This is a genomic window from Nonomuraea sp. NPDC050536, from assembly GCF_044457685.1.
Classification (GTDB): Bacteria; Actinomycetota; Actinomycetes; order Streptosporangiales; family Streptosporangiaceae; genus Nonomuraea.
Genome location: NZ_JBITHD010000004.1, coordinates 235,824 through 260,139 on the forward strand (window position 1 = coordinate 235,824; position 24,316 = coordinate 260,139).

Annotated in this window: 24 protein-coding genes; 10 read left to right on the forward strand and 14 right to left on the reverse strand. The window is 67.5% G+C overall.

Annotated features, from left to right (window positions below):
• Positions 1-53 precede the first annotated feature (53 nt).
• Positions 54-953, reverse strand: coding sequence for a LysR family transcriptional regulator (locus ACIBHX_RS14255; protein ID WP_397067819.1), 900 nt, complete (start codon positions 951-953; stop codon positions 54-56).
• Between the two features lie 158 nt (positions 954-1,111).
• Here ACIBHX_RS14255 and ACIBHX_RS14260 point away from each other — a divergent pair, with 158 nt between their 5' ends.
• Entirely contained in the window at positions 1,112-2,368 is a 1,257-nt protein-coding gene (locus ACIBHX_RS14260) for an amidohydrolase family protein (RefSeq protein ID WP_397067475.1), read from the forward strand.
• A gap of 63 nt (positions 2,369-2,431) precedes the next feature.
• On the opposite strand, the gene ACIBHX_RS14265 is transcribed toward ACIBHX_RS14260, so the two are convergent.
• The gene (locus tag ACIBHX_RS14265; protein ID WP_397067477.1) at positions 2,432-3,064 is read right to left on the reverse strand and encodes a TetR/AcrR family transcriptional regulator C-terminal domain-containing protein; all 633 of its coding nucleotides are present in this window, start codon (positions 3,062-3,064) and stop codon (positions 2,432-2,434) included.
• Positions 3,065-3,146: 82 nt separating this feature from the next.
• Here ACIBHX_RS14265 and ACIBHX_RS14270 point away from each other — a divergent pair, with 82 nt between their 5' ends.
• Entirely contained in the window at positions 3,147-3,395 is a 249-nt protein-coding gene (locus tag ACIBHX_RS14270; RefSeq protein WP_397067479.1) for a hypothetical protein, read from the forward strand.
• Positions 3,392-4,351 (forward strand): zinc-binding alcohol dehydrogenase family protein, encoded by a 960-nt coding sequence (locus ACIBHX_RS14275; RefSeq protein ID WP_397067480.1) that lies wholly within the window; start codon positions 3,392-3,394, stop codon positions 4,349-4,351. Before ACIBHX_RS14270 ends, ACIBHX_RS14275 begins: the two co-directional genes overlap by 4 nt.
• 59 nt (positions 4,352-4,410) lie before the next feature.
• Here ACIBHX_RS14275 and ACIBHX_RS14280 read toward each other — a convergent pair whose 3' ends face one another.
• Positions 4,411-5,787, reverse strand: coding sequence for an MFS transporter (locus tag ACIBHX_RS14280; protein WP_397067481.1), 1,377 nt, complete (start codon positions 5,785-5,787; stop codon positions 4,411-4,413).
• Between the two features lie 214 nt (positions 5,788-6,001).
• Positions 6,002-6,376, reverse strand: a complete 375-nt coding sequence (locus ACIBHX_RS14285) for a DUF6069 family protein (protein ID WP_397067820.1) — start codon at positions 6,374-6,376, stop codon at positions 6,002-6,004.
• Here ACIBHX_RS14285 and ACIBHX_RS14290 point away from each other — a divergent pair.
• From ACIBHX_RS14290 to ACIBHX_RS14310, 5 genes are all read left to right on the forward strand, one after another.
• Positions 6,364-7,269 (forward strand): DUF4158 domain-containing protein, encoded by a 906-nt coding sequence (locus tag ACIBHX_RS14290; protein WP_397067483.1) that lies wholly within the window; start codon positions 6,364-6,366, stop codon positions 7,267-7,269. The two genes, ACIBHX_RS14285 and ACIBHX_RS14290, sit on opposite strands and share 13 nt — an antisense overlap.
• Positions 7,164-9,398 carry a Tn3 family transposase gene (locus ACIBHX_RS14295; protein ID WP_397067484.1) on the forward strand — a complete coding sequence of 745 codons (2,235 nt, stop codon included), beginning with the start codon at positions 7,164-7,166 and terminating at the stop codon, positions 9,396-9,398. The genes ACIBHX_RS14290 and ACIBHX_RS14295 overlap by 106 nt, the downstream gene beginning before the upstream one ends.
• A gap of 285 nt (positions 9,399-9,683) precedes the next feature.
• Complete coding sequence (locus ACIBHX_RS14300) at positions 9,684-11,489, forward strand: ABC transporter ATP-binding protein (protein WP_397067485.1); 1,806 nt, start codon at positions 9,684-9,686, stop codon at positions 11,487-11,489.
• Positions 11,489-13,294: an ATP-binding cassette domain-containing protein gene (locus tag ACIBHX_RS14305; protein WP_397067486.1), complete on the forward strand. Its 1,806-nt coding sequence runs from the start codon at positions 11,489-11,491 to the stop codon at positions 13,292-13,294. Before ACIBHX_RS14300 ends, ACIBHX_RS14305 begins: the two co-directional genes overlap by 1 nt.
• A gap of 165 nt (positions 13,295-13,459) precedes the next feature.
• Positions 13,460-14,476 (forward strand): tyrosine-type recombinase/integrase, encoded by a 1,017-nt coding sequence (locus tag ACIBHX_RS14310; RefSeq protein WP_397067488.1) that lies wholly within the window; start codon positions 13,460-13,462, stop codon positions 14,474-14,476.
• 280 nt (positions 14,477-14,756) lie between these two features.
• Here the strand turns inward: ACIBHX_RS14310 and ACIBHX_RS14315 are convergent, their stop codons facing one another.
• The 6 genes from ACIBHX_RS14315 to ACIBHX_RS14340 form a co-directional block, all read right to left on the reverse strand.
• Entirely contained in the window at positions 14,757-15,992 is a 1,236-nt protein-coding gene (locus ACIBHX_RS14315) for an RNA polymerase sigma factor (protein ID WP_397067490.1), read from the reverse strand.
• A complete protein-coding gene (locus ACIBHX_RS14320; protein ID WP_397067492.1) occupies positions 15,989-16,312 on the reverse strand; it encodes a YciI family protein in 324 nt (107 codons plus the stop codon). The genes ACIBHX_RS14315 and ACIBHX_RS14320 overlap by 4 nt, the downstream gene beginning before the upstream one ends.
• 53 nt (positions 16,313-16,365) lie before the next feature.
• Positions 16,366-16,962, reverse strand: coding sequence for a dihydrofolate reductase family protein (locus tag ACIBHX_RS14325; RefSeq protein WP_397067493.1), 597 nt, complete (start codon positions 16,960-16,962; stop codon positions 16,366-16,368).
• A gap of 267 nt (positions 16,963-17,229) precedes the next feature.
• Positions 17,230-17,406, reverse strand: a complete 177-nt coding sequence (locus ACIBHX_RS14330) for a hypothetical protein (RefSeq protein WP_397067494.1) — start codon at positions 17,404-17,406, stop codon at positions 17,230-17,232.
• Between the two features lie 63 nt (positions 17,407-17,469).
• Entirely contained in the window at positions 17,470-18,087 is a 618-nt protein-coding gene (locus ACIBHX_RS14335; protein WP_397067495.1) for a DUF1707 domain-containing protein, read from the reverse strand.
• A gap of 3 nt (positions 18,088-18,090) precedes the next feature.
• Positions 18,091-18,879, reverse strand: a complete 789-nt coding sequence (locus tag ACIBHX_RS14340; RefSeq protein ID WP_397067496.1) for an alpha/beta fold hydrolase — start codon at positions 18,877-18,879, stop codon at positions 18,091-18,093.
• Positions 18,880-19,153: 274 nt separating this feature from the next.
• Here ACIBHX_RS14340 and ACIBHX_RS14345 point away from each other — a divergent pair, with 274 nt between their 5' ends.
• Positions 19,154-19,435: a hypothetical protein gene (locus ACIBHX_RS14345; protein ID WP_397067497.1), complete on the forward strand. Its 282-nt coding sequence runs from the start codon at positions 19,154-19,156 to the stop codon at positions 19,433-19,435.
• Positions 19,436-19,597: 162 nt separating this feature from the next.
• On the opposite strand, the gene ACIBHX_RS14350 is transcribed toward ACIBHX_RS14345, so the two are convergent.
• From ACIBHX_RS14350 to ACIBHX_RS14360, 3 genes are read right to left on the reverse strand one after another with little or no spacing between them, the layout of a single operon-like run.
• Complete coding sequence (locus ACIBHX_RS14350) at positions 19,598-19,924, reverse strand: DUF1048 domain-containing protein (RefSeq protein WP_397067498.1); 327 nt, start codon at positions 19,922-19,924, stop codon at positions 19,598-19,600.
• Position 19,925: 1 nt separating this feature from the next.
• On the reverse strand, positions 19,926-20,282 hold the full coding sequence (locus ACIBHX_RS14355) for a DUF1048 domain-containing protein (RefSeq protein ID WP_397067499.1): 357 nt from the start codon (positions 20,280-20,282) through the stop codon (positions 19,926-19,928).
• Positions 20,279-20,605, reverse strand: a complete 327-nt coding sequence (locus tag ACIBHX_RS14360; RefSeq protein ID WP_397067500.1) for a PadR family transcriptional regulator — start codon at positions 20,603-20,605, stop codon at positions 20,279-20,281. Before ACIBHX_RS14360 ends, ACIBHX_RS14355 begins: the two co-directional genes overlap by 4 nt.
• A 1,065-nt stretch (positions 20,606-21,670) precedes the next feature.
• Between ACIBHX_RS14360 and ACIBHX_RS14365 the strand changes: the two genes are divergently transcribed.
• On the forward strand, positions 21,671-22,483 hold the full coding sequence (locus tag ACIBHX_RS14365) for a lysostaphin resistance A-like protein (RefSeq protein WP_397067501.1): 813 nt from the start codon (positions 21,671-21,673) through the stop codon (positions 22,481-22,483).
• Between the two features lie 273 nt (positions 22,484-22,756).
• Here ACIBHX_RS14365 and rox read toward each other — a convergent pair whose 3' ends face one another.
• On the reverse strand, positions 22,757-24,283 hold the full coding sequence (rox, locus tag ACIBHX_RS14370) for a rifampin monooxygenase (protein ID WP_397067502.1): 1,527 nt from the start codon (positions 24,281-24,283) through the stop codon (positions 22,757-22,759).
• Positions 24,284-24,316: the final 33 nt, after the last annotated feature.

Below are 24,316 nucleotides of genomic sequence, written 5' to 3' on the forward strand. Positions count from 1 at the left end.
GCTCATCGTGGAGCCGGCCTATCTGCTGGCAACCACGAACGGTAGTTGCAGAGTCAACTACTGTTCGTCGGTGTCTGCTTGCTTGCTGTGCTGGTCTGTGCAGCGGTGAGCAGGCTCAGCGCGGAGGCGCGGCGTGTGGGGTCGGGTAGTGCGAGTGCGGCGGGGACGCGGATCGGTGGGTTGGGCTGGATGAGGGCGACGGCGGTGCAGTCTTGCGAGACGACGCCGGCGGGGAGCAGGGTCCAGCACCCTCCGGAGGCAACGGGTCCGGCAAGGAGGTCTTGGACTCGGGTCAGAGTCGGCCCCACGCGGGGGGTGAACCCGGCCGCTTGGCAGGCGACCGTAATCAGGTCGTAGATGCCGGGGTTATCTGCGCGGGCGGATCGGGACAGGGGAAGCTCGGCGAGCGTGGCGAGGTTGCCGGCGGTGCGGGCGTACGCGGCGGGGACCGCCAGGACCAGCGGCTCGTCCCAGAGGTGATGAACCCGCACGCCCGGGGTGTCCGGTGGCGCCGCCACGAACGCGGCATCGAGGTCGTCAGCGGCGAGGGCGGCGAGCTGACCGGTCGTTGAGGCGGAGCTTGTCACCTGGAGCGTGATGCCGGGGTAGGCGTCGCGGACAGCGGCAAGAGCAGCTTCGATACGAGGGCCGAATACGATGCTGCTGCCGATGCGCAGTAAACCGGTGTTGCCGGCGGCGATGTCGGCGGCCGCGGCGGCGGCACGGTCGATGCCGCGTAGCGCGCGGCGCGCGTGGACAAGGAATGCCTGGCCGTCAGGGGTGAGCCGGGCCCGACGGTGGGACCGGTCGAACAAGGTCAGTCCGAGTTCGCGTTCCAGCCGCGCGACCTGCTTGCTTACCGCGGATTGAACGAGGTGCAGGGCCTCCGCGGCCTGACCGAAGTGTTCACACTCGGCGACGGCGACGAAATAGCGCAGCTGCCGGACCTCCATCGCCACCCCCCTCCCTCGCCTCGATCGATTCCTCTTGGTGATTGTTCCATGGCTGGGTTGGTCGTTGATCGGCCCTGGTGAGACCGGCTGAATAGAGCGTGCGAGGTCGAGGACCTCCGGTTGGGTGAACCTCTTCTGTCCAGGTTTTTCAAGATCCCTTGGGGGACGTCGTGGCCGCGGCAACAACGATCGTGAACGCGAAGGTATTCGACGGGACGCAGTCGCAGGACTGGACTTCGGTACGGTTCGCTGACGGGCTGATCACCAAGTGCTCGGCCACCTCGGCCGCCCAAGAAGGCGACGAAGTGATCGACGCGGGTGGCGGGACCGTGCTTCCCGGTCTGATCGACGCGCACGTGCACCTCGCTCCCGGCGCCCTCGCGCAATCGTTGACCTTCGGCGTTACCACCGTTCTCGACATGTTCAGCCAACCCGACCTGGTGGCCGGGGCCAAGGAGCAGGCCGGCTCCCGTCCGGACGTGGCCGATGTGCGTTCCTCGGGTGTCGGTGCCACCGCGCCCGGCGGGCACCCGTCGATGATGTACCCCCCGTTCCCGACGTTGACCGCCGCCGGCCAGGCCGAGCAGTTCGTCGCGGAACGGATCGCGGAGGGCTCGGACTATCTGAAGATCATCTCCGGCACCGGGGGTCTATGGCCGTCGCTGGACTCCGAAACCATCAAGGCACTGGTCACTGCCGCGCACGCCAGCGGCTTGGTCGTCGTCGCTCACGTGAGTTCGACGGCCGGTGTCGAGGAGGTCGTGTCCGCTGGTGTCGATGTGCTGGCCCACGTCCCCGCGGACGCCGAGCTGGACAAGGCCCTGGTCGAACGCATGGCCGAGGCCGGAATCGTGGTCGGTCCGACGCTGGCCACCATCGAGAACACCCTCGGTGAACCGGGTGGCGCAGCAGTGGCAGGAGACCCGCGGCTCGCTGAGGCGCTCGGGGACGCCTGGGCACGCCGGTTGACCTCGGGTGCCTCGGGATGGCGTGGCCGGGAAATGCCGCCCTACTCGCGGGCCGAGGACAACGTGCGGCGACTGGCCGAAAGGTCCCCTGAACGCGGGTCCCGTAGCTCATGGACCGCCCAGATGTGGCCGCCGGAGGCAACGCCTTGGCGTACCCGCCAGCGCCCCCGAGACCGGGTCGGGGACGACGATGCCAGTTGCGCGTGGCCCATGCCTGTACTTCGGCGGTGGGCGGCGATCCGGTGGCGGGTGCGGCCCGCCTGCGCCCGGACATCTGGCAAGCCTGGCGCGACGCCCACCCGTAGCAACAGTCGGGACCGACGGAAGCTGGCGCGGTGGAACCGCGACGAGGTGAGGCGTTTGCGGGCCAGTGTTGAGCACGACTCCCGGCAGACGCGCCAGCACCGGTCCCGGGGCGCCGGGTGTTTCATAGGCGGACACCTATGAAACAGAGACGATGTCGGCTTGCTGTGTTGGGCGACTCGGGGCGCTCGTGCCAGGGCTGACCGGTCAGGACGTGGGGCCGGACCGCGCCGCAGGACCATGGATGATCTGTTGCAGGCAATCGCGGAACAGATCGTCGACGGTGATGCCAGGCTGGAAGTACTCTGTCACGCCGGCCATCACGGTGGGGTACGCCGCGGCGTACGCGGCCATGTCGAAGCCGTCCAGGGCGTCCGCGTCGGGGCGGCCGGCCTGTTCCTCCAGGACGTAGCCGACGGTGAAGCGCAACACCGTCAACACGATCAGGCGAGCCTGCCGCAAGGGAATGCCTCGCCCGACCAGTGTGCTCATCGCCAGTTCGGAGATGGCGGCCATCTTGAGGGACAGTTGGGAGGCCGAGATGATCCGGGCCCCGTCCGGGTGGGCCAGCAACGCGCGCCGCAGCCGCTCGGCCAGGCCGCTCAGCCAGTCCTGCCAGCACTCCTCCGGCGCGGGCGACACCATCTCGGGGAACTGCTGCTCAAGAATCGCCTCGGCGATCGCGGTGACCAGCGCCGCCTTGTTCGGGATGTGCCAGTAAAGGGTCGGCGACTGTACGCCGAGCCGGGCGGCCAATTTGCGGGTGGTCACGCCGTCGAGACCCTCGGCGTCCAGTAGCGCGACGGCCTCGGTGACGATCCGCTGCTTGTCCAGAGCCAATTCCGGCACCTCCCTTCCGCACTCTATCACCGATAGAGTACTCTATCGGTGATAGAGACCTTATGTGCCAGAGGAGGCACCGATGAGACACCGGCACTCGCTTCGCGACCTGCTGCACTGGGCGACCCATCGCATTCCGGGGGTTCCCGCGCACACCGAACGGCCGATCGGGCACCAGGGCCAGGACCGCCACGGCCATGGGTGGCGGCACTCGCTCACGCACCACCGTTCGCACCACCACGGGTTCAACCACTCTCCGGCCCGTCCGCCTCGCGTCCTGGCGGCGTGGCAGGCGCGGATCGCCCGCGTGTTCGGTCAGGAGCTGGGATGAAGGCAGCGGTGCTCCACGAGGCCGGCGGCATCCCGCGCTATGAGGACTTCCCCGATCCGGTGGCCGGCGACGGCGAGGTGATCATCGACGTCAAGGCGGTCGCCGTCGAGAACGTCGACAAGGCGATCGCGGCCGGCACGCACTACGCCAGCGAGAAGTACATCGGCCAGTTTCCGGTGATCCCCGCCTTCGACGGCATCGGCGCCCTCCCAGACGGCACGCTCGTCGGGTTCGGCAACATCCGCCTGCCCTACGGCGCGCTCGCCGAGAAGGCCGTGGTGCCCCAGGGCTCCTACGTGCCGATCCCCGACGGCATCGACCCGGCCGTGGCGACCGTGATGGCCTCGGCCATCACCGCAATGTCGATGAAAGCGGCCGCGGGGTTCGTTCCCGGGGAGACAGTGCTGGTGCAGGGCGCCACCGGGGTCGCGGGGCGGCTCGCGGTCAAGGTGGCCCGGCTGCTGGGCGCCGGCCGGATCGTCGCCACCGGCCGCGACGACAACCAGTTGCGCGAGGTACAGGCCATCGGGGCCGACACGGTGATCAACACCGCGGTCTCCGACGAGGCACTGGCGCAGGCGTACCTCGACGCCAGGGCGGACGGCTACGACGTCGTCGTGGACTACCTGTGGGGCAGGCCCAGCGAGATCCTGCTGCGCGCGCTGGTGCCGCGGTCGTTCGCGTTCGGCAAGCCGACCCGGGTGGTCCAGATCGGCGAGTCGGCCGGCACCGAGCTCGCCCTCGCCGGGTCGAGCCTGCGTACCTCCGGCGTGGAGATCTACGGCGCGGCCAAGGGCCTCGACCCGCAGACCATGGACGAGGTGTACCAGCAGATCGTGACGTGGACGCGGTCCGGCGAGCTCACCTTCGACGTGGAGAAGGTCCCGCTGAGCGACATCGAGACCGCCTGGCAGCGAACCGACCTCAAAGGCAGGCGACTCGTCGTGATGCCATGACCGGCCCGCGCCCACGACACACCAGCGATGATCAGCCGTCTCAAGAACGGCTCGGATGCTCACTGGTGGGGTTCTGACGGTGCCTTGCGGGGCATCAGGGCGACGACCGGGAGGCTGAGGGCGGTGACGGCCAGAACGACGATGAGACTGACTTTCATCGCGTGGCCCAGTCCGGAGGTTGCGGCTTGGAAGAAGATCGAGGTGACCGCGGCCGAGCCGAGCGCTGAAGCGAGTTGCTGGATCGAGCTGAGCGAGCCGCTGGCGCTGCCGGCTTCCTCAGGGCTCGCGTCGCCGAGAGCAACGGTGGGGATCGTGGTGAAGCAGAGACCGATGCCGATGCCGATGACGAACAACGCCGGGGCAAGCGCCCAGAGGCTGACGTTCGTCCCGGAGTGATCGACGAGGGCCAGGACCCAACCGCAACCGGCGAGGGTGACGGTGAGGCCGAGGAAGACGAGGGTGCGACCGAGCTTGGCAACCAGGCCCCCCATGGCGGCGAACGCGGCGGCGATGAGCCCCAGGGTGAGCGGTACCAGGCCGAGCGAGGCGTCCCGCGGGCTGGCGTGCAGCCCCTCCTGCATGAACAGCGACAGCACGAAGATCAGGCCGGTGCCGGCGGCGAAGACGGACAGGCCCACGAGCATTCCGGAGGTGAAACCCCGGTTTCGCAAGAGCGCGGGCGTGATGAGCGGGTGGGCTGCGGTCCGCTGACGGTAGGCGAAGGCAGCGAAGAACAGGACGCCGACGATGATCGAGACGACGGGGACGGCGCTCCAGCCATTGGTCGAGCCCTCGATCAGGCCGTACAGCAGCCCGATCATGGTTACGGCAAGCAGGCCGGAGCCCCACCCGTCGACGACGGTGGACCGGTCGCTGTCGTCGTCCCGCGGCAGGATCTTGGCGGCTATGACCAGCCCAACGCAGCCAAGGATGACGTTTGCCAGGAAGATCGGGCGCCAGGACAGACCGAACAGATCGGCGCTGATGACGAATCCAGCCAGAACAGGGCCGCCGACACTGGAGAGGCCGAGAACCGGGCCGAACAGCCCGAACGCCTTGGCGAGCATGTCGCGGCTGAACGCTTTCGTCATGATCGCCATGCCCTGCGGGATGAGCAGAGCCCCGAACGCTCCCTGAGCGACCCGGGCGACGATGAGCAGGGCCGGGTTGGGTGAGAACCCGGCGACCGCCGAGGCCAGGGTGAACCCGCTGATGCCGATCAGGAAAAGCCTGCGTTGGCCGAACTTGTCACCCAGCCGCCCGCCGACCACGAGCAGGACACCCATAGCGAGCATGTACGCCGTTCCCAACCACTTGATCAGGCTTTCACCGCCGTGGAGCTCGCGGGCGATGGTGGGGGCGGCGATGTTCGTGACGGTCGCATCGATCACGTCGAGCGCGTCGGCAAGCAGCACCAGCCCCAGGATCGCCCACATCAGGGGGCTGGAGCGGCGTGGGGTGACTGTGCTCGGCTCCGTCAAGTCGGTCACGAGGAACGTCCTTCGCTTACCCGGGGCGCCCCTCCTGGGCGGCCTCTCACCCCCACTACGAACACCCCCGACCCGATCCGACACCGCCCACAAAAAGATTTCGTGGAGATCTTCCGGCGCGTGTGTCGTCAGCGAACCGACCACGGTGGTGTGCAGGCACCTACGCACGCTTCTCAGCCGCGTGCGACAGCTGGAGATGTCGCGGCGCTCTCCGGATCGCCCACGTCAGGCCCGATATGACGATCGCCGCTGCCAGTACATGACCACCTGCGAGCAGGAGCCTGGCCGATGTAGTCGTGTGGCTCGGAGCAAGCGGGAGCGCGAACGAGACCGTGGTCAGCGCGAATGCGACCCGGACGAAGATCTGTTGCGGCCGGGCGGCTCGACGCACGACACCTACCGCAAGGACGGATCGGCCTTCGAGGAGGTTGAGTGCAGAAATTAGCGGTAGAGAGTTGATCTTCGTACCGGTTCGGTGACAGCGCCTGTTTAGGCAGGTCGCGGGGCCTACGTTCCTGGGCCATGCCTTTCGAATTTCTCTCTGATGAGCAGATCGCCCGCTATGGCCGCTTCCCCGAGGAGCCCTCGGCCGCGGAGCTGGAGCAGTTCTTCCGGTTGGATCGACGTGCGTTGGATGCGCTGGCGTCGAAACGGCGTCCGGTCACGAAGCTCGGCTGGGCCGTGCAGTGGGGTACGGTGCGCCTGCTGGGGGTGTTCCTGACCGACGATCCGTTGGCGGTTCCGCCGGGCGTGGTCGCGTTCGTCGCCGAGCAGCTCGGCCTGGATCCGGCACACTTCGCCGACTATGGGCAGCGGCAGCAGACGGTGTACGAGCACGCCTGGGAGATCCGGGAGCTGCTGGGTTATCGCGACTTCGGCTCGTGCGAGAGCGAGGTGCGCCAGTACGTGTCGGCCCGGGTGTGGGCCTCGGCAGAGGGGCCGCGGGCGCTGTTCGACCGGGCCCGGGTGCACATGCTCAAGGAGCGCATCCTGCTCCCGGGCATGACCGTGCTGGTGCGGTTGGTCGGCGAGGTGCGGCGGGCGGAGAACGAGCGGCTGCACGCACTGTTGTCTGGCCGGTTGTCGGCCGAGATGCGCGCCGCGCTGATGGGACTGCTGGCGGTGCCGGACGGCAAGCGCCGCTCGGAGCTGGAGCGGTTGCGGACGGCACCGACCAAGGCCTCGGGCCGGGTGCTTGCCGAGGAACTGCGCCGGGTGGCCGAGATCGCCGAGCTCGGCGCCGGGCAGGTGGCTACCGATCCGGTGCCGGCGGTCAAGCTCGGGGCGCTGCCCGTTATGGGCTGGCGGCCAAGGCGCGCACGTTGCGGGATCTGGCAGCCGATCGGCAGGGCGCGACGCTGCTGGCTACGGTGCGGCACCTGGAGACCGCCTCGGTCGATGACGCCCTGGACGTGCTGGATCTGCTGATCTCCTCCAATCTGCTGGCTCGTGCGGAGCGGGCGGGCAAGGCCGAGCAACTGCGTACCTTTCCCCGGCTGCGCAAGGCGGCGCGAACGATGGCCTCGGCGATGGAGGTGCTGATGGCGGTGCCGGAGGCGACCGAGGAGCGGCTGGTGTCGCTGGTGGAGGTGTGGAAGGCGATCGAGGAGGTGGTGCCGCGCGAGAAGCTGGCCTCGGCGGTGGAGACGGTCGCCGCGTTCGTGCCCACGACCGACGATGATGCGGCCGCGCAGTGGCGGGCCGAGCTGGTCAAGCGCTACCGCACCGTGCAGGGCTTCATCGAGCCGCTGCTTTCCACAATCCGGTTCCGCGCGGTCGAGGCCGGCACAGTGGTGCTGGCCATGGTGCGCACCGCCGCGGCGATGGCCAAGAGCCGGCGCCGCTACGCGCCGGGTGACATCGCCGCACATGCTGAATTGATCACGGGGTCTTGGCGGCCGCTGGTGTACCGCAATCCCGATCTTCCCGAAGGGCAGATCGACAAGGCCGCGTTCGTGCTGTGCGCGCTCATGCACCTGCACACCGCGCTGCGCCGGCGCGATGTGTTCGCCGAGGGTTCCGAGCGGTGGAGCGATCCGCGGGCCCGGCTGCTGGATGGCCAGGCGTGGGAGCAGGCGCGGCCGCGGGTGCTGACCTCGCTGGAACTCGAGCTGGAGCCGGCCGGGCACCTGGCCGAGCTCGCCAGCGCGCTGAAGGGCGCCTACGTCCGCGTGCTGGACGGGCTCGGCAGCAACACCGCGGTGCAGTTCGTCGGCGGCCGGCTACAGCTGGAGAAGCTCGGTCCGCTGGCCGAGCCGCCGCTGATGAAGGAACTGCGCAGCCTGATCGATGGCATGCTGCCCCGGCTGGACTTCCCCGAACTGCTGCTGGAGGTCTTCGACCGCACCGGCCTGCCCGCGGACTTCACCCACGTCTCCGGCACCGATGCGACGATGGAGGACTTCCCGATGAGCCTGGCCGCCCTCATCGTGGCCGAGGCGTGCAATGTCGGCCTGGTCCCGATCGAGAAGCCGAACGTGCCCGCCCTGACGCGGGCCCGGCTGCAGCAGGTCGACCAGGGCTATCTGCGCGCCGAGACGATCGCGGCGGCCAACGCCCGGCTGATCGGCGCTCAGGTCGGCATCGGCATCGTCCGGCATTGGGGCAGCGGGCACATCGCTTCGGCCGACGGGCTGCGCTTCGTGGTGCCGGTGGCCAGCCTGCATGCAGGCCATAATCCGGTCTATTTTGCGAGGCAGCGCGGCGCGACCTGGCTGAACGTGGTCAATGACCAGGTGATGGGCATCGGTGGGCTGGTGGTGCCGGGCACGCTGCGCGACTCGCTGTTCATCCTGGACGCCATCCACAACCTGGACGGCGGCCCCCGACCGGAGACGATCATCACCGACACGGCCAGCTACTCCGACCTGGTGTTCGGGCTGTTCGCGATCTGTGGCTACCAGTTCTCCCCGCGCATCGCCGACTTGGCCGACATGCGGCTGTGGCGGACCAACACCCGCGCCAGCTACGGCCCGCTGGAGGATATGTCCCGCCACGTGATCCGCCTGGACCGCATCCGCGCCCACTGGGGCGACATGCTGCGCGTGGCCGGATCGCTGACCATGGGCACCGTGCGCGCCTACGACCTGATCCGGATGCTGTCGGCCGACGGCCGCCCCACCGGGCTGGGGGAGGCATTCGTCCACTACGGCCGCATCTTCAAGACTCTCCATCTGCTGCAATTTCTGCACGATGCCGGCTACCGCAGGATGATCGGCGCGCAGTTGAACGTGCAGGAGGCCCGGCACCGGCTGGCCCGGAAGATCGCCTTCGGCAACCGCGGGCAGCTGCGCCAACGCTACCGCGAGGGCATGGAAGACCAGCTCGGCAGCCTCGGCCTGGCGCTGAACGCGGTCATCTGGTGGAACAGCCTCTACCTGGACGCCGCCGTCCAGCAGTTGCGCGAGCAGGGCTTCCCGGTCACCGACGAGATGTGCGCACGCCTGTCACCGATCCAGTACGAGCACATCAACTTCCTGGGCCGCTACGCCTTCACCCGTGCCGACGTCGCCACGGGGCTGCGCCCCTTCCACCAACCGACTGAGCTCTCTGGATGACCTGGGCCAGTACCGCCGGGGCGGGGGACGTGCCGCTATCCCGGTGCCGGCACATCCATTTGGCGGAGTCGTTTATATGGCCGCCCTCGCCGGACTGTCATATTAATATCACCCAATGCGCCCGGCGCGGATACGGTTCATATAAATGACAGCAGCATTTGCTGGTCTTTCAACGTGTCGCCAAATGAACCCCTTGCGGAATGCAGGATCCATCTGTAACAGTTGACCTTCCTGTTGCGGAGAAAGGTGACTCTTGTGGCCTCTGCGGGAGATAGAGTTGTTCTGTTGCGCACGCTGCGGCGCGCAGGTCATGGTCTGGCGTATGCGGTCACAGCGTTAGAGGCAGCCAACGCTCTCATTCCGGCCACTACTGCGCTGGCCACCGGTTTTCTCGTGGATCGGCTGATGGCGGCGGCTCAGGCTCCTGTTCTCGAGGGCACATTCTCGGCACTTCTGCTGGTTGGCGGCGCCTTTCTTGTCGGTCGTGCGGCTGAGGAGCTGATAGGCCCTCTTAAGTATTTGGCCATGCAGCGCATCGATGGTGAGCATCGTGCTGATGTGGTCCGTCTGGTGTCCGGCAGCGCCACGATCGATTCGCTGGAGCGGCCTCGTGTGCGGGAGCTTTTGCGGCTCGCGCGAGGGGAGCGGGAATTCTGGGGCGAGCGCACTCCGGGCGAAGGCGCCCTTTCTCAATTGAACTTGACGGTGCGCTACGTCGGCATGCTGGCATCGTGCCTGGTGCTCGCCGGCCACGGATGGTGGCTTGTAGCCCTGGTCGTACTTCCTTCCATGCTGTGCCGCCGGATGTGGCGCCGGGAGTTCACCGCCGGGTTGGCCCTGGATCGCACTGGCCTGGCGCATGAGATCCGTGCGCGGCACTGGACACAACTGGCCACCGAGTGGACCGGAGGGAAGGAAGTGCGTACCTTCGGCCTCGCCACGTGGGCCGTGAACCAAGCCCAGAAGGCGACCCTGGCTCAATGTGCACCGGCTTGGGCAGCCGGTGAGCGCAGTGCTCGGAGGCAGTGGTTGCCGGCGGTCCTCATCGGTCCATCGCTGATGGCCGCGTACGTCCTGGTCGTGCTGGATACCGTTCAAGGTCGCGGCACCGTAGCCGAGATGACGGCGCTCTTCGCAGCGGCCTGGTCTGTGCTCACGGCACTCGGCTACGCAGACGCCCAGGAGATCGAGGGCGCGCTGCCGGGGCTGGCCGCCGTCGGGAAACTCACGCAAGAACTCGAGGTGCGCGATCACACGTCACCGCTGCCCGGCGGAGGCGAGCTTAGCGAGGGCCGTCCTGTGGTCAGGTTCGAGAACGTCTCGTTCCACTATCCGGGGACCGACCGCCCAGTCCTCAAGAATCTCGACCTGACTCTGCACCCCGGCGAACTGCTCGCCGTGGTCGGGCTCAACGGCGCGGGGAAGTCGACACTGATCAAGCTTCTCGCCGGCCTGTACCGGCCCACCTCAGGCCGCATCACGGCCAATGGCACCGACATCGCCACCCTGGAGCCGGCCGAATGGCGACGTCATCTCGCCATCGTCTTCCAAGACTTCGTGCGTTACCCGCTCTCCGTGAAGGACAACATAGCGCTGGGCCGAGCGGACACCGCCCCTGAGCAGGCACGTCTCGAGAGCGCGGCTCATGACGCGGGGCTCGCAGAGCTCGTTTCGATACTGCCGTCGGGCTGGGAGACGCCCTTGTCACGCTCACGTACCGGAGGTGTCGACCTGTCGGGAGGGCAATGGCAGCAAGTCGTGCTGGCGCGGGCCTTTTACGGTGTGCGTAGCGGGGTCGACTTCCTCGTTCTGGACGAGCCGACCGCGCACTTGGACGTCCGCACCGAGTTCGACGTCTTCCAGGAAATCACCGACCGCCGCGGCGACACCGGCGTCGTCCTGATCTCGCACCGGCTATCCACCGTACGAGCCGCCGACCGCATCATCCTCCTCGAAGACGGACGTGTCACCGAGAGCGGCACCCATGACGAGCTGATGGCGCGAAGAGGCACTTACGCACGCCTGTTCACCATTCAGGCCCGACGCTTCCGCGCCGGCTACGACGACCGGATGGAAGAAGAGGCCTCCTGATGATCCGACTCCGCTACCTGCGCTTCTGGTGGGGCATCTTGCGCACGACCCACGCGCGTGCTCCCGTCCTGACGGGCGCCAACCTCGTCGTTGAGATCGTTGCTCTGCTGGCCGGCGTGGGGATGGCCCTTTCACTGCGGGCGATAGCTAACGGCGCCACCGCAGGAGATACACCTGAGGCGCTGGGCGGAGCCGTCTGGGCAGCATGCGCCGCCACGGCAGCACTGGTGACCACGCGACTGCGCGATCTGATCGGGAACTTCCTCGTGGTCGACAAGATCGGGCCGGGCTGGCTGGCCGACCGCATCACCTACGAAGTCGCCGCGATCGAAGGCATCGAGCACATGGAGCGAGGTGACTATCTCGACCGCATCGGTCTTCTCCGCACCTCCTCCTGGGAATTGGTCGCCGGGGCGTGGACCGCAGTGCGCACGATTTTCTCCGCCCTCCGACTCGCTGTCGTCCTCTCGCTCCTCGGCGAGGTTTCACCATGGCTGCTCACGCTGTTCGCACTTGCCGCGGTGCCGATCTGGTGCGATGCCCGCGCGCGCGGGCAGCTCAACCGCGCCCAAATCTCCACCGCCGAGCAGTTCCGCCTCCAGCGGCACCTGTTCGAATTGGCCACCGACGTCGCCGCGGCCAAGGAGATCCGCGTCAGCGGAGCAACAGATCAGTTGTTGGAGCACCAAGAGCGCGCCTGGCACGCCGTCGTCCATGAACGCTTCCGAGCACGGATGCGCAGCTTCGCGTGGCGACTGCTGGGCTGGTCGGTCTTCACCATCGCATTCACGGTAGCGCTCGCCGTCGTCATGGTCCAGGCCGCGGAAGACCGATCCACCGTGGGCGACGTGGTGATGGTGATCACCCTTGCCGCGTCGCTGCAGCCGACGATTCAGGCCGCCGTGGGCCAACTCACCGGCACGATGAGCGCCGGCTTGCACATCGAGCCCTACCTGTGGCTGCGAGACTACGCGGCAGCCGATCGGGCGCGGGGACACGGCAGGCTCCAGCCTCCCCAAGTCCTGCGCGACGGCATCGAGTTCAAAGGAGTCAGCTACACCTATCCAGGCACGCTGCGCCCTGCCCTGGACGACGTCAGCATTCTTCTGCCTGCAGGGTCGGTCGTCGCGATCGTCGGGGAGTTCGGATCGGGAAAGTCCACACTCATCAAGCTGCTGGGCAAGTTCTATCAACCGGACGGCGGCCGCATTCTCGTCGACGGGACAGACCTCGCCGATCTGGACACCGAGGCATGGCGAGCGCGCACCAGCGCCGCTTACCAGGACTTCGGCCGCTACCCCCACCTCACCTTCGGTGAGACAGTCGGACTCGGCGATCTCGCCCACCTCACAAGCCCGTCACACGTCGCTGACGCGATCGCGGCAGCGGACGCCGACGGCATCGTGGAGAGCCTCCCAGCCGGCCTCGACACGAGGCTCGGCCGGGCCTTCGGCGGCGTCGACCTCTCGGAGGGACAGTGGCAGAAGACCGCGCTGGCCCGGGCGTCGATGCGGCACGCGCCGTTGCTGTTCGTCCTCGACGAGCCCACCGCTTCGCTGGACGCGCCCAGTGAACACGCCATCTTCACGCGTTACATGGAACGAGCCCGCCATCTGGCGGCCCATAGCGGAGCGGTCACGGTGATCGTGTCACACCGCTTCTCCACCCTCGCCGGAGCCGACCTGATCCTCGTCCTCGACAAGGGAGCCCTCATCGAACACGGCTCACATCGACAGTTGCTGAAAGCCCAGGGCCGTTACGCCGAGCTGTATGGGCTGCAGACGGCGGCATACACATCTGCTTGATGTTCTAGATGAGCAGCTGTTTTGCGTCGACAGGCAGCTGCGGCCCGCTGTGCTTCAGACGGTCCGATCAACATTTCGATGCCATCCCGGGCGATGACGGAACGCCCAAAGCGACACTCCTTCTCTGCTTCCGGAATCAGGCAATTCCGGAAGTAGACTCCGGGAGTGACTTCCGGAAACACAACCCCAGAGCTCGCACAAGCCCCCAGAACAGCTTCCGGAAACACAACCCGATCCCGAGCCGCCGCACTCCCCGACCCGTACGCGGCGATCCTCAGCGAGTACGCGATCGCGCTCGAGCGCTCACCGCTGGCCGATTCCAGCAGAACCAAGTACCACTCCCGGCTGCGCGCCTACCTGGCCTGGCTCGCCGACCAAGCCGACGCCGGCGTCGGCGGCCTCGACGGCGACCCGCTCACCGACCCCATCGCCGCCACCGGCGCCGTGCGCGACTTTCGCCGGCACCTGAAGAACGGCCGCCGCGCCCCCAACACCATCGACACCTACCTGTCGGCCATCGACGACTTCTACGCCCGCCGCGGTTTCGGCAAGCCTCAGGCCCGCCGCGAACGCGACTCCCGCCGCACCGCACCCCGCGCCCTCGACGAACGCCGGGCCCGCCGCTACGTCCGCTACGTCCGCCACGTCCAGCTCACCGCCACCCCGCGCGACAAGGCACTCGCGCTGCTTCCCTACTTCGCCGGCCTGTGCATCGCCGAAGTCGTCAGCCTCGACCTGCCCGACGTACGCCTGTCAGCCCGCAAGGGCGAGCTGCGTATCCGAGGCAAGGGACGGGACGGCGGCAAGATCCGCCACCTGCCCGTCCACCCCGACCTTCGCCAAGCCCTCACCGGCTGGCTGGAAGCCCGCGCTGGCTGGAAGGGCGCCACCAGCGCCGCGGTGTTCCTCAACCAGCGCGGCGGCCGCCTGACCGACCGCGCCGCCCGCGACATCATCACCGGCCTCGGCGAGGCCTGCGGCATCAACGACGACCCTGCCGAACCCTTCAGCCCGCACGTCCTGCGCCACACCTTCGCCACCCAGCTCATCCGCGACGGCAAAGACCCCATCCTGGTCGCCGAACTCCTCGGCCACGGCTCTTTGGACACCACCCGCCGGTACGCCCTGCCGACCGAAGCCGACAAGGCCGCTGCCCTGGAAGCCCTCATCACAGACCACTAACAGGCGAAGAAGCCGCAGGTCGCTACCGCTAATTTCTGCACTCAGACTCCTCGGAGGCCGATCCAACTGCGGCACGTAGCAGAGGAGGAAGCTGGCACCGACGGCTCCGGCCAACAGCCCGCCGAGCAGTACCGCGCGAGTCGCGGCCGGTCGACAACAGGCCGCGTCTCTACGGCCGCCGCAACCCGGCGCCCCCGAATCCTGCGTTGCTCGGCGAGAAGGGTTGGCGTCTGAACATGTCAATAGTGCAGCGTTCCGCGTCGCCTTTCATCGCTGGGCGCTACTGCAGTTGGTCGCGGCGGCGGGTGAGGTAGGCGGTCTCGCCGGTGTTGCCTGCCAGCTCGATGGCCCGGTCGTAGGCCGCGCGTGACTGCTGACTGTGGCCCAGCCGGCGCAGCAGGTCGGCGCGGGTGGCGTGGTAGGCGTGATAGCCGGCCAACGCCTCGGCGAGGCCGTCAACGATGGCCAGCGCCACCTCCGGCCCGTCGAGCTCGGCCACGGCGACGGCCCGGTTGAGGGCGATGATCGGCGAGGGGTCGAGGCGGACGAGCTGGTCGTAGAGGGCCAGGACCTGCGACCAGTCGGTGTCGCGGATGTCGCGGGCCGAGGTGTGCACCGCGTTGATCGCCGCGAGGATCTGATAGCGACCCGGAGCCACCCCCGCGGCGGCAGCGGCCAGGCGCTCGCGCACCAGCCGATGGCCTTCGGCGATCAGCGCCGTGTCCCAGGCCCCGCGGTCCTGCTCGTCGAGAGTGACCAGTTCGCCGCTGCCCGAAACTCGGGCGGTACGGCGGGCCTCGATCATCAGCATCAGCGCCAGCAATCCGGCCACCTCACCGTCGTCCGGTAGCAGGGCACGGATCAGGCGGGTGAGCCGGATCGCCTCGGTGGTCAAGTCATGACGTACAGGATCGGTGTCGGGGCCGGTCGCCAGGTAGCCCTCGTTGAACACGAGGTACAGGACGGCGAGTACACCGGTGACACGGGAAGGGAGATCGTCGGCGGACGGCATCCGGTAGGGGATGCGAGCCGCCTTGATCTTGGCCTTCGCGCGGGTGATGCGCTGCTCCATGGTGGTCCCCTGCACCAGGAAGGCACGGGCGATCTCGGGCACGGTCAGACCGCCGACCATGCGCAGCGTCAACGCCACGCGCGCTTCCACCGCCAGCGCCGGGTGACAGCAGGTGAAGATCAGCCGGAGCCGGTCGTCGTCGATGGCGCCCAGCGGCTCGGGTGGGGTGTTGTCGTGCAGCATCTGAGCCTCCTTGTGCTTGTCGTCGCGCTTGTTCTCGCGCCGGATCCGGTCGATGGCCTTGCGGTTGGCGGTGGTGGTCAGCCACGCGCCCGGGTTGGGGGGCAGGCCGTCGGCCCGCCACCGCTCGACGGCGGTCGTGAACGCCTCGGCCGCTGCCTCCTCGGCGATGTCGAGGTCACCGAAGCGTCTGGTCAGGGTGGCCACCACCCGCGCCCATTCGTCGTGGTGGGCCCGGGTGATCGCCTCCTCGACGTCGCTCACTGGAACGGCCGCACCTCGATCTTCCGATCGCAGACCTTCGACGCCTCGGCGGCGAGCTTGAGCGCCACATCCAGATCGGGGGCCTCCCACACCCAGACGCCGGCGAGGTACTCCTTCGACTCCACGAAAGGCCCGTCGCTGAACACCGCCTGCTCGCCCCGGTTGTCGATGACGGTGGCCGCATCGGTGTCCGCGAGTCCGCCCGCGAAAACCCAGTAGCCCTCGGCGATCAATCGTTCGTTGAACGCGCTGATGGCAGGCTGCCTGTCCGTGCTGCCGGGACTGCTCTTGTCATCGATCACGGAAACCAGGTACCGCATCTGAAGATCATCTCCTGTGGTGTCAAGACAGCGTGGTTCGGTGGTCAGGGACTTCAGGCCGTTGCATACAGCGGGCGCCCGGCCGGCCGGTAGACCTGGATCGTCACGCCCTTCGAGTCGACCCGCGACTCGACCAGGTCGAGCGCAAGATCCGGACCGGTCTCCGGGAACAGTCTCGCGCCCTGGCCGAGGATCACCGGGAACACGATCAGAATCATCTCGTCGACCAGGTCGTGCTCCAGCAGCCACCGGGTCAGGATGCCACTGCCGTGCACCTGCAGCTCACCCCCGGGCTTGGCCTTCAGCTCGCTGATGGCCGCCGCGAGGTCACCGCGGAGAACGGTCGTGTCCTTCCAACGCGGCGCGGTGAGCGTGGTCGAGGCAACGTACTTGGGGGCCTCGTTCAAGGCCACGCCGATGGGATGCGTGCTTGATTCCCAGGAGGTGAACAACTCGTAGGTACGCCGGCCGAACAGGAACGCCTCGGCGCGCTGGAAGGTCTGCGTGATGAACGTCCTGGTCTCGTCGTCACCCGCCCCCCGGGCCCATCCGCCGCGCTCGAATCCGTTCCTGCGGTCCTCATCCGACGGACCGCCGTTTCCCTGCATCACTCCATCGATGGTGACCTGAGTCATGGTCGTCAGCTTCATGATCGCGGTTCCTTTGCCTTGGCGCCGCCCCTTGCGGGCGGCCTCACCCCTGCTACGAACACCACCGCCCCGATCCGACACCTCCTCCCGGACTTCTTTGAAGAACTTTCCGGGACGCCGGTCGTCATCGATCCGAGGCTTCGATGGAGATGCCGTTGTTGATGAGTTCGGTGGCGTGGGTGTGGCCGAGTTGGGTGAGCAACAGTTCCTCAGTTGAGTTCGCTGGAGCTCTCCTAACTTCCCCTCCCCTGGCCTGCGAGCTGGTGATCAAGCGGCCAGCTCGACGTCGGTGAAGTCGACCTCCTTCAGCAGGGGGTCGAACGGATCTGGCCGATGACATAGTTCGTCGGTGGCGTACGCGCCGAAGCGGCTGATGTGGGCCCGCAGATAGGCGGCGATCTGGCCGAGGGCCAACTGGGCCCTGGACGTGCTACTCGACGGCATCCTCGCCGCCGGCTGAGCCGAGCCTGTATCACGCGCGCGATGGCAGCGCCGGGCCCTGCCGCGTCACCGGCGCGGCGCCTGCCACCGGGTGGCGAGCCGGCCGTGCCGTATTCGGCCTACCAACCGGACGTGCAGCGTCTTCGGCGTGTTGTCGGCCGCGTCCCTGCTGATCGCCAGCGTGCTGTGCCGTACCGACAGTTCGTTGGCGTCCACCACCATGCCCGGCGCGAGGACCAGCTCTACGTTGCCGCCGTTCACCCGCAGTTCGATGACCAGCTCAGGCGCGCTGCGCACCGCGCTGGTCAGGTCCAGCAGCACGTCGCACCACGCGGTGCGCAGCGCCAGCCGGTGCGGCAGCGTCCACCGGCCGTCGCGACGCACCGTGCCGTGCCGCTCGTTGATGGTGAGCAGTTCGGCCGCCGGCTCGCCCGGCGTCTCAGCGAGCGGCAGCGTGAGTGCGCCGTCGCTGCCTGGCACCGCGATCAGATCGGTGATGAGCGGGGTCAGCGCGTCGATGGTGCGCGCGGTCAGCGCCGCGTCCAGCCGCTCGTCGAACTCGACCGGGTCGAGCCGGCCGTCGGCGACGGCGGCGCGCAGCACTTCGATGATCCGGTCGCGGTCCGCGTCGGACGCGCGCATCGCGGGCGAGCTCGCCTGGCCGATCGTGATGCCGTCCGTCACGGCTTAGCCGACCGTGTGGCCGCGGGTGGCGGCGAGCTCACGTACGGCCTGGGCGACGGCCGGGGAGTCGTTGCGCAGGATCTTGCTGTGGTTGCTCGCGACCTTCGCGCTGATCTTGACGTTCGGGTTGCGGGCGAGCACCGGATCGAGCACGGCCCGCCCCTGTTCCATCTCCCCTTCCTGGCTCCCGAGGCTGTCCCCCGTGGCCAGGACGAACCGCACCGGGCGGGTCAGGCGTTCGAGGACCGGCACGCTGGCGGCGGCGATCTCGTTGAGTTCGATGTTGACCTCGGCGTGCTCGTCAGCGCTCATCCGCGCAGCCAGGCCCAGCCGGGAGGCGATCGGAAGGAACAACCGCATGCGGCGGAACAGCTTGCGGATCCGCTCCGCGCCGGCCTCGCCGGTGAGACCGACCGGAAAGGCGTCGACCGTGACCAGGCCGGCGACGCGGTCCGGATTCCGGTCGGCCCAATGCCACCCCAGCACCCCACCGTAGGACCAGCCCACCAGGATCGGCCGGTCCACACCCCTCGCCTTGAGGACGGCATCGACGTCACGGATGCACGCCTCGAACGAGTAGTCCGCCGAGCGCTTCGATTTGCCACGGGCGCGCTCGTCGTAGGTGATGTGCCGGTAGCCGCTGCCGAGGTCGGCGATGACGCGCCGCCAGTGTGACTGGTCGGCATAGGCGCCGTTGAGGTAGACGACAGGGATACCGGGGCCGCCGGTGTCGGTCACGGCCAGCGCCGTGTCGTCGACCGGCATCATGCCGGTCCACTTCGCATTGGTCATGGTTCCTCGTCTCTGTCTTCGTTGTCTTGTGGGTTCGTCTAGTCGTCGGAGTCACCCGGCAGAGACCCGGTCTTGACCGATCTGCTCGGCCTTCTCTGGAGCCCTCGCGGTGCCCAGCTCGTTGCGCACGTTGCCGGTATGGCGTTCACGTCGAGCCAGCCGGGGGTGCCCTCGCGGATGCCGACCTCGCGGTTTCCGGCGTAGGTGTGCTCCGACCCGGACGGCGCCCGAGGCGGTCTTCGCGGTGAGCGCGCCGTGCGCACGCTCGACGACGGTGTCGCCGCTGGGCGAATTCACCCGGCAGGTCGCTGGCGGCCACGCCGACTCGGGGTATCCGCCGGTGTTCATTGATGGCCCCGCAAGCGGGGATCGCGCGGACGCGGAGCTCGCCACTGCCGGTGGAGACGTCGACTGGGCCGCGCTGGTGAGAGGGCTAGCGTTCAGATTCAAGATGACCGAGGCCGCGCTGGAGGCACCGACCGAGACGGTCGAGGACGTCATCTATCCCGCGGTGCCCGGCGGCTACAAGACTTCGGTGACGCTGCTGCACGAGTAAAGGCCAACAATCAGCGCGTACAAGGCCTCCTACACCAACCACTACCGCACGGGCTTGATTCAGATCATCGAGGCGCTGGAGTCCGGGTCGACCAACGCCGTGCATGCGCCGATGATGCAGGCGCTGGCGCTGATCAAGCGGTAAAGGCCGGGTCGACGGGTGTTACTTCTCGGCCGTGCCGGTTTTCCCTCTGATGGACTCCTGATAGATGTCCGCGTAAGTGCGCGAGTCCTTGATCAGGTTGTCGCTGAAGGCAGCGACGTCGTTGCCGATGAGTTCCAGGACCCCCTTGCCGGCCGCGATGCCCTCCTCGAAGAAATCGAGGAGGCCTGAGAGCAGGGACTCGTCAAGCAAGTCGATCGGTCCAACCTTGAAGAGGTACCTCCGAATCTCCTTGTAGACGATCTGGTAGTCCGGCGGGAGCGCCTTGATCCGCGCCATGTGCGCCCGCCACTGCTTCTTGCCCTCGATGATGTCTTGGATGCCCACGTCAGCCTCCTAGCCGGCCCAATTTCCTTGCGACGTTCCTGTTCAACTGCTCGCGCCATCGGTCGCGATAGCTCCGAGCCCCTTCTCCGCCGGCCAGCGCCGCGCAGAAGCCCTCGATGTCGTCACCCAGCACCTCGTGAATGCTCTGCCCATCGGACGCTGTCTCTTCGAGCAGCCCCAGAGCATTGTCGAGAATCGGCATCAGGTTTCGACCTGTGAAGTCCGAGTAGGGAGAAATATGACCCTTGATCTCTTCCCACGCCGCCCGGTAGTCGGCCGGCAATGCCTCGGCCCGGGCTTCGAACGCCTTCCATTCCCTGGTGAGATCGCTGCCTGTCATGGTCTCCCAGAAGTTCATCTCCCGCCCTCCTTGAGCTTGTTGATCCGTGATGTGATGTACTCCCATTTAGCCCAGAACGTTGCGAGTTCTTCGCGCCCCGCGTCGTTGAGCGCATAGAACTTGCGCGGCGGGCCCAGCCCGGACGGTCGTTTCGTCGCCTGGACGAGCCCGTTCTTCTCCAGCCGCAGCAGGATGGTGTAAACCGTCCCCTCGACGACGTCGGCGAAGCCGAGTTCGTTCAGCCGACGCGTGATGGCGTACCCGTAGGTCTCCTCGCTGCCGATGATTTCAAGCACGCAGCCCTCAAGCGTGCCCTTCAGCATCTCCGTCAGGTCGTCCATCGTGGGTCCTCTTCGGTCTCCTGGTACCTCGTAGTACCGAGTACCACTAAACGGTACCACAGAGTAGTGACCAATGCCCAGCGAGCGGCGAGCGCAGACCACGGAAGCGATTCGAATCACCGGCCCGCGACCGGATGCTCGACACCACCACCTGGCCCGGCGACGTCGACTCCTTCGTTGACGCCATGGTCTGGCTGGTCGGCCGCATGCTGGCCGACCCCAAGCACCGCCGAACTGGAAAGGATCATGACCGCACGCCCGCGCAGCTCCACGGGCGTGCGCGCCCGCGAGATGAACCTCTCCCGCCGCTACTTCGACCTGGTCGCCGCCGGCCGCAAAACCATCGAGCTCCGGGTGCAGCATCCGAACCGCGCAGCCTCTAGGCCGGCGACCACATCCCGTTCGTGTGCGGCCGCGACAACGCCCTCGCTCGCGTCAAGCGGATGAGCCGGTACGGCAGGCTTCGAGGAGATGCTCGACGCCGAGGGCCCGGCCAACGTCAACCCCGACAGCCCGCGGGAGCAGCAACCGGCCAACATCCGCCGCATCTACGGCCCGAGAAGGAAGCACTTGGCGTGCTGGCCATCGAGATTGAACTCCTCCAGCCCGCCACCGCCTGAGATACAACCGACCCGCCACGACGACGAAGGCCCGCGCACCGCAGCATGGCCCGCGATCACATCGTCGCTGGGATCGCCACCGCCCTGCGGGTCGGCGCGCTCTCCGCGGACGTGGTCGCGATCGAAACTCGCAACGCCGCCCAAGCCGACCCCGATACCCAGCCCGCACCCGCCGATCCCAGCGCACGGCTCGCCCAGAGCAAGAACAGAACACCGACTGAGCCTCACCGAGGACACCGCGCCTATGGCTATGCAGCTCGACCGCGGATCGCTTCGAGCGGTGGATGAAGTGCCGGGCGAGGGCCAGGTGGATCTTGGCTGCCTCCGACATCTGCAGAAGACGACCGATCACTGTGAGCGCCGCCGATCCGCCCTCGCGCGGTGTCGGTGGCCATGTCAGCTCCGCGTCAGTGCCACAACTGGGGACCGGGCGAGTATTTCCGGCATGAACACACAGAGGCCCACGGCCACACCGCAGGCCATTCGTCCGAACCGAATCGCTGAAGTGCTGCTTGCCGACCGGCACTCCGTGCCTTTGTCGATCGCGCTGCACCTCATCCCCGGGGCCCTGATCGTCGCCGTCTACATGTTCTTCGCCGAACCGCTCGTCCTGAAGCTCGGCTACCCACCATTCCTGGCCTGGGCGATCGCCATGGGCGTGGCCCTCGCGCCGCCCGAACTCGGCCTGCTGCTGTGGCTGGGCCGCCGGCGCAACGGCCGGTTCTCGCTGCGCGGCGTGCTGCACAACACAGGCAAGCCGATCTCACGAGGGAAGATCACCGCCCTCATCGCCGCCCTCATCGTCTGGATGACGGTCGTGTCGCTCGCACTCGTCCCCATGGACAACTTCTTCTACAACCACTTCTTCACGTGGATCCAGTACAGGGGTGCCGGCGGCAGCGCCACCACCTACCTCGACGGGTACTCGCACAACGCCACCCTCATCTCGCTGGCGCTGTGCCTGCCGTTCACCGGATTCCTCTTCCCGCTCATCGAGGAGCTCTACTTCCGCGGTTTCCTCCTGCCCCGCCTCCCTCAGCTGGGCCGGTGGGCGCCGCTGTTCAACACAGTCCTGTTCACGGTTTACCACTTCTGGACGCCCTGGACGTACCTGTCCAAAGTGATCTTCCTTTACCCGGCGGTCTGGCTCGTCTGGCGCAAGAAGGACATTCGAATCTCGATCGGCATGCATCCCGGCACGACGCTGCTCATGGCGACGGTCGGCACCCTCGCCGTGCTGTTCGGGGTCATGCCATAACCCCCTACGACGAGGGGCGTCGACCGGTGTGGAGTAGTTGCGGCAGGTGCCGGTCGAACTGCCGCTGCCGCACTCGCCCAACCGGCCGACGCACCCAAACCCGCCAGGACCGGCCCCGGACGTCCACCTGGCATCCCCAACCGCCGCCCGCTACGACGACGGCAAAACTGGCTTGTAAGTGGGGCCACTGCTTCCTGCTGGAATCATCCGACGGTCAGTCGCTAGTGACCGTTCCGATCCTCCCCACGGGCCTTTTCGGTTGCTCAGTCGAAATCAGTTGGCGGGCTTGCCGAACCAGCGGAAGAGGTGGTCGTCCAGGTCCTGCTGATCGTCGCCGATCCAGGCGACGTGGCCGTCGGGGCGTAGCAGGACGCACGGAACATCCAGTACCGCAGTGGGATCCGCGAGGTAATCGACCCGGTCCGACCAGCCGCCGACGGTCAGGCGCTCGGTGCGGTCCAGCAGCAGGCCGCGGCCGCGATGCAGCAGATCGTAGAGGTGGCCCTGTTTCACGTCGATGTCGCGCAGACGGCGGCCGAGCAGGTCGGGGCCTTCGCCGAAGTCGTAGCGGATGCCGATCGCGGTGATCTTCTCGATCAGATAGCGGTTCACCTCGTCGAAGTCCATCAGTTCGGTGAGCAGCCTGCGCACGGCCTGCGGGCCCGGTTCGGTGGAATGCAGTTCCATCTGGGCACGGGTGTTGTCCAGCACGTCCTCGGCGACCGGATGACGTTCGGCCTGGTAGGTGTCCAGCAGTGTTTCCGGCGCCCAGCCGCGGATCTGTCCGGCCAGTTTCCAGCCGAGGTTGAATGCGTCCTGAACGCCCAGGTTCAGGCCCTGTCCGCCGGTGGGTGGATGGATGTGTGCCGCGTCGCCGGCCAGCAGCACCCGCCCGACCCGATAACGTTCGGCCAGCCGGGTGGCATCCCCGAAGCGGGACAACCAGCGCGGAGAGTGCACGCCGAAATCGGTTCCGGCGATGGTGCGCAACTGTTCTTTGAAATCCTCGAGGGTGGGCGGTTCCGCGCGATCGCTGACTCCCGCGGCGGGGACGACGACGCTGTAGACGCCTTCGCCGAAGGGCCTGAGCCAGAATCGCTGATGGGTCTCGCCGATTTCGGTCACCTTGGCGGCGATCTCCTCCTGCGGCACACCCACTTTCATCTCGCCCATCAGCGTCTCGGTCCGCGAGGGCTCGCCGGGGAAGCCGACGCCGAGCAGTTTACGCACCGTACTGCGCCCGCCGTCACAGCCGACGAGATAGCGCGCACGCAGCTGTTCCCCGTCGGCCAGCTCGACAGTCACACCCTCGTCGTCCTGTTCGAAATCGGCCACCGCGCAACCGCGTCGGACCTGCGCACCGAGTTCGATCGCATGTTCTTCGAGCAGGCGTTCGATAACCGGCTGCCGGATGCCCAGCAGGTAGGCGTGCGCGGAATCCAGGCCCTTGGGCGCGGGTTTGGGGATGGCCGCGAAGAATCCGCCGGCCGGACGCTGTCTTCCGTGTTCGAGCATGCGATCCAGCAGTCCGCGCATTGCCATCAGCTCGAGACTGCGAATATGCAGACCGACTATGCGGACGAACGACTTGGGCTCAGTTTCCTTCTCCAGAACGAGTACCCGCACATTGTGCAGCCGCAGTTCGGCGGCCAGCATCGCACCAGTCGGCCCGCACCCGGCAATGATGACGTCGAACGTGGGCGTGCGATCGGCGTCTGAGGCCGACGACCGGAGTCCGGGGACGTCGCGCTCGACCGTGTCTTTCGACGACGGCTCGGCGGGGAACTGCGGAGAGTGCATAGGTGTTGCCTTTCGGGAGTGCCTTGTTGGCGA

What these genes read in the sequence shown, in the direction of transcription:
- ACIBHX_RS14255 (WP_397067819.1), bottom strand. Translation starts at nt 953, where the DNA reads ATGGAGGTCCGGCAGCTGCGCTATTTCGTCGCCGTCGCCGAGTGTGAA.
- ACIBHX_RS14270 (WP_397067479.1), top strand. Translation starts at nt 3,147, where the DNA reads ATGAGACACCGGCACTCGCTTCGCGACCTGCTGCACTGGGCGACCCAT.
- ACIBHX_RS14275 (WP_397067480.1), top strand. Translation starts at nt 3,392, where the DNA reads ATGAAGGCAGCGGTGCTCCACGAGGCCGGCGGCATCCCGCGCTATGAG.
- ACIBHX_RS14280 (WP_397067481.1), bottom strand. Translation starts at nt 5,787, where the DNA reads ATGTGGGCGATCCTGGGGCTGGTGCTGCTTGCCGACGCGCTCGACGTG.
- ACIBHX_RS14290 (WP_397067483.1), top strand. Translation starts at nt 6,364, where the DNA reads ATGCCTTTCGAATTTCTCTCTGATGAGCAGATCGCCCGCTATGGCCGC.
- ACIBHX_RS14305 (WP_397067486.1), top strand. Translation starts at nt 11,489, where the DNA reads ATGATCCGACTCCGCTACCTGCGCTTCTGGTGGGGCATCTTGCGCACG.
- ACIBHX_RS14320 (WP_397067492.1), bottom strand. Translation starts at nt 16,312, where the DNA reads ATGCGGTACCTGGTTTCCGTGATCGATGACAAGAGCAGTCCCGGCAGC.
- ACIBHX_RS14325 (WP_397067493.1), bottom strand. Translation starts at nt 16,962, where the DNA reads ATGAAGCTGACGACCATGACTCAGGTCACCATCGATGGAGTGATGCAG.
- ACIBHX_RS14330 (WP_397067494.1), bottom strand. Translation starts at nt 17,406, where the DNA reads ATGCCGTCGAGTAGCACGTCCAGGGCCCAGTTGGCCCTCGGCCAGATC.
- ACIBHX_RS14340 (WP_397067496.1), bottom strand. Translation starts at nt 18,879, where the DNA reads ATGACCAATGCGAAGTGGACCGGCATGATGCCGGTCGACGACACGGCG.
- ACIBHX_RS14355 (WP_397067499.1), bottom strand. Translation starts at nt 20,282, where the DNA reads ATGAACTTCTGGGAGACCATGACAGGCAGCGATCTCACCAGGGAATGG.
- ACIBHX_RS14360 (WP_397067500.1), bottom strand. Translation starts at nt 20,605, where the DNA reads ATGGACGACCTGACGGAGATGCTGAAGGGCACGCTTGAGGGCTGCGTG.
- ACIBHX_RS14365 (WP_397067501.1), top strand. Translation starts at nt 21,671, where the DNA reads ATGAACACACAGAGGCCCACGGCCACACCGCAGGCCATTCGTCCGAAC.
- rox (WP_397067502.1), bottom strand. Translation starts at nt 24,283, where the DNA reads ATGCACTCTCCGCAGTTCCCCGCCGAGCCGTCGTCGAAAGACACGGTC.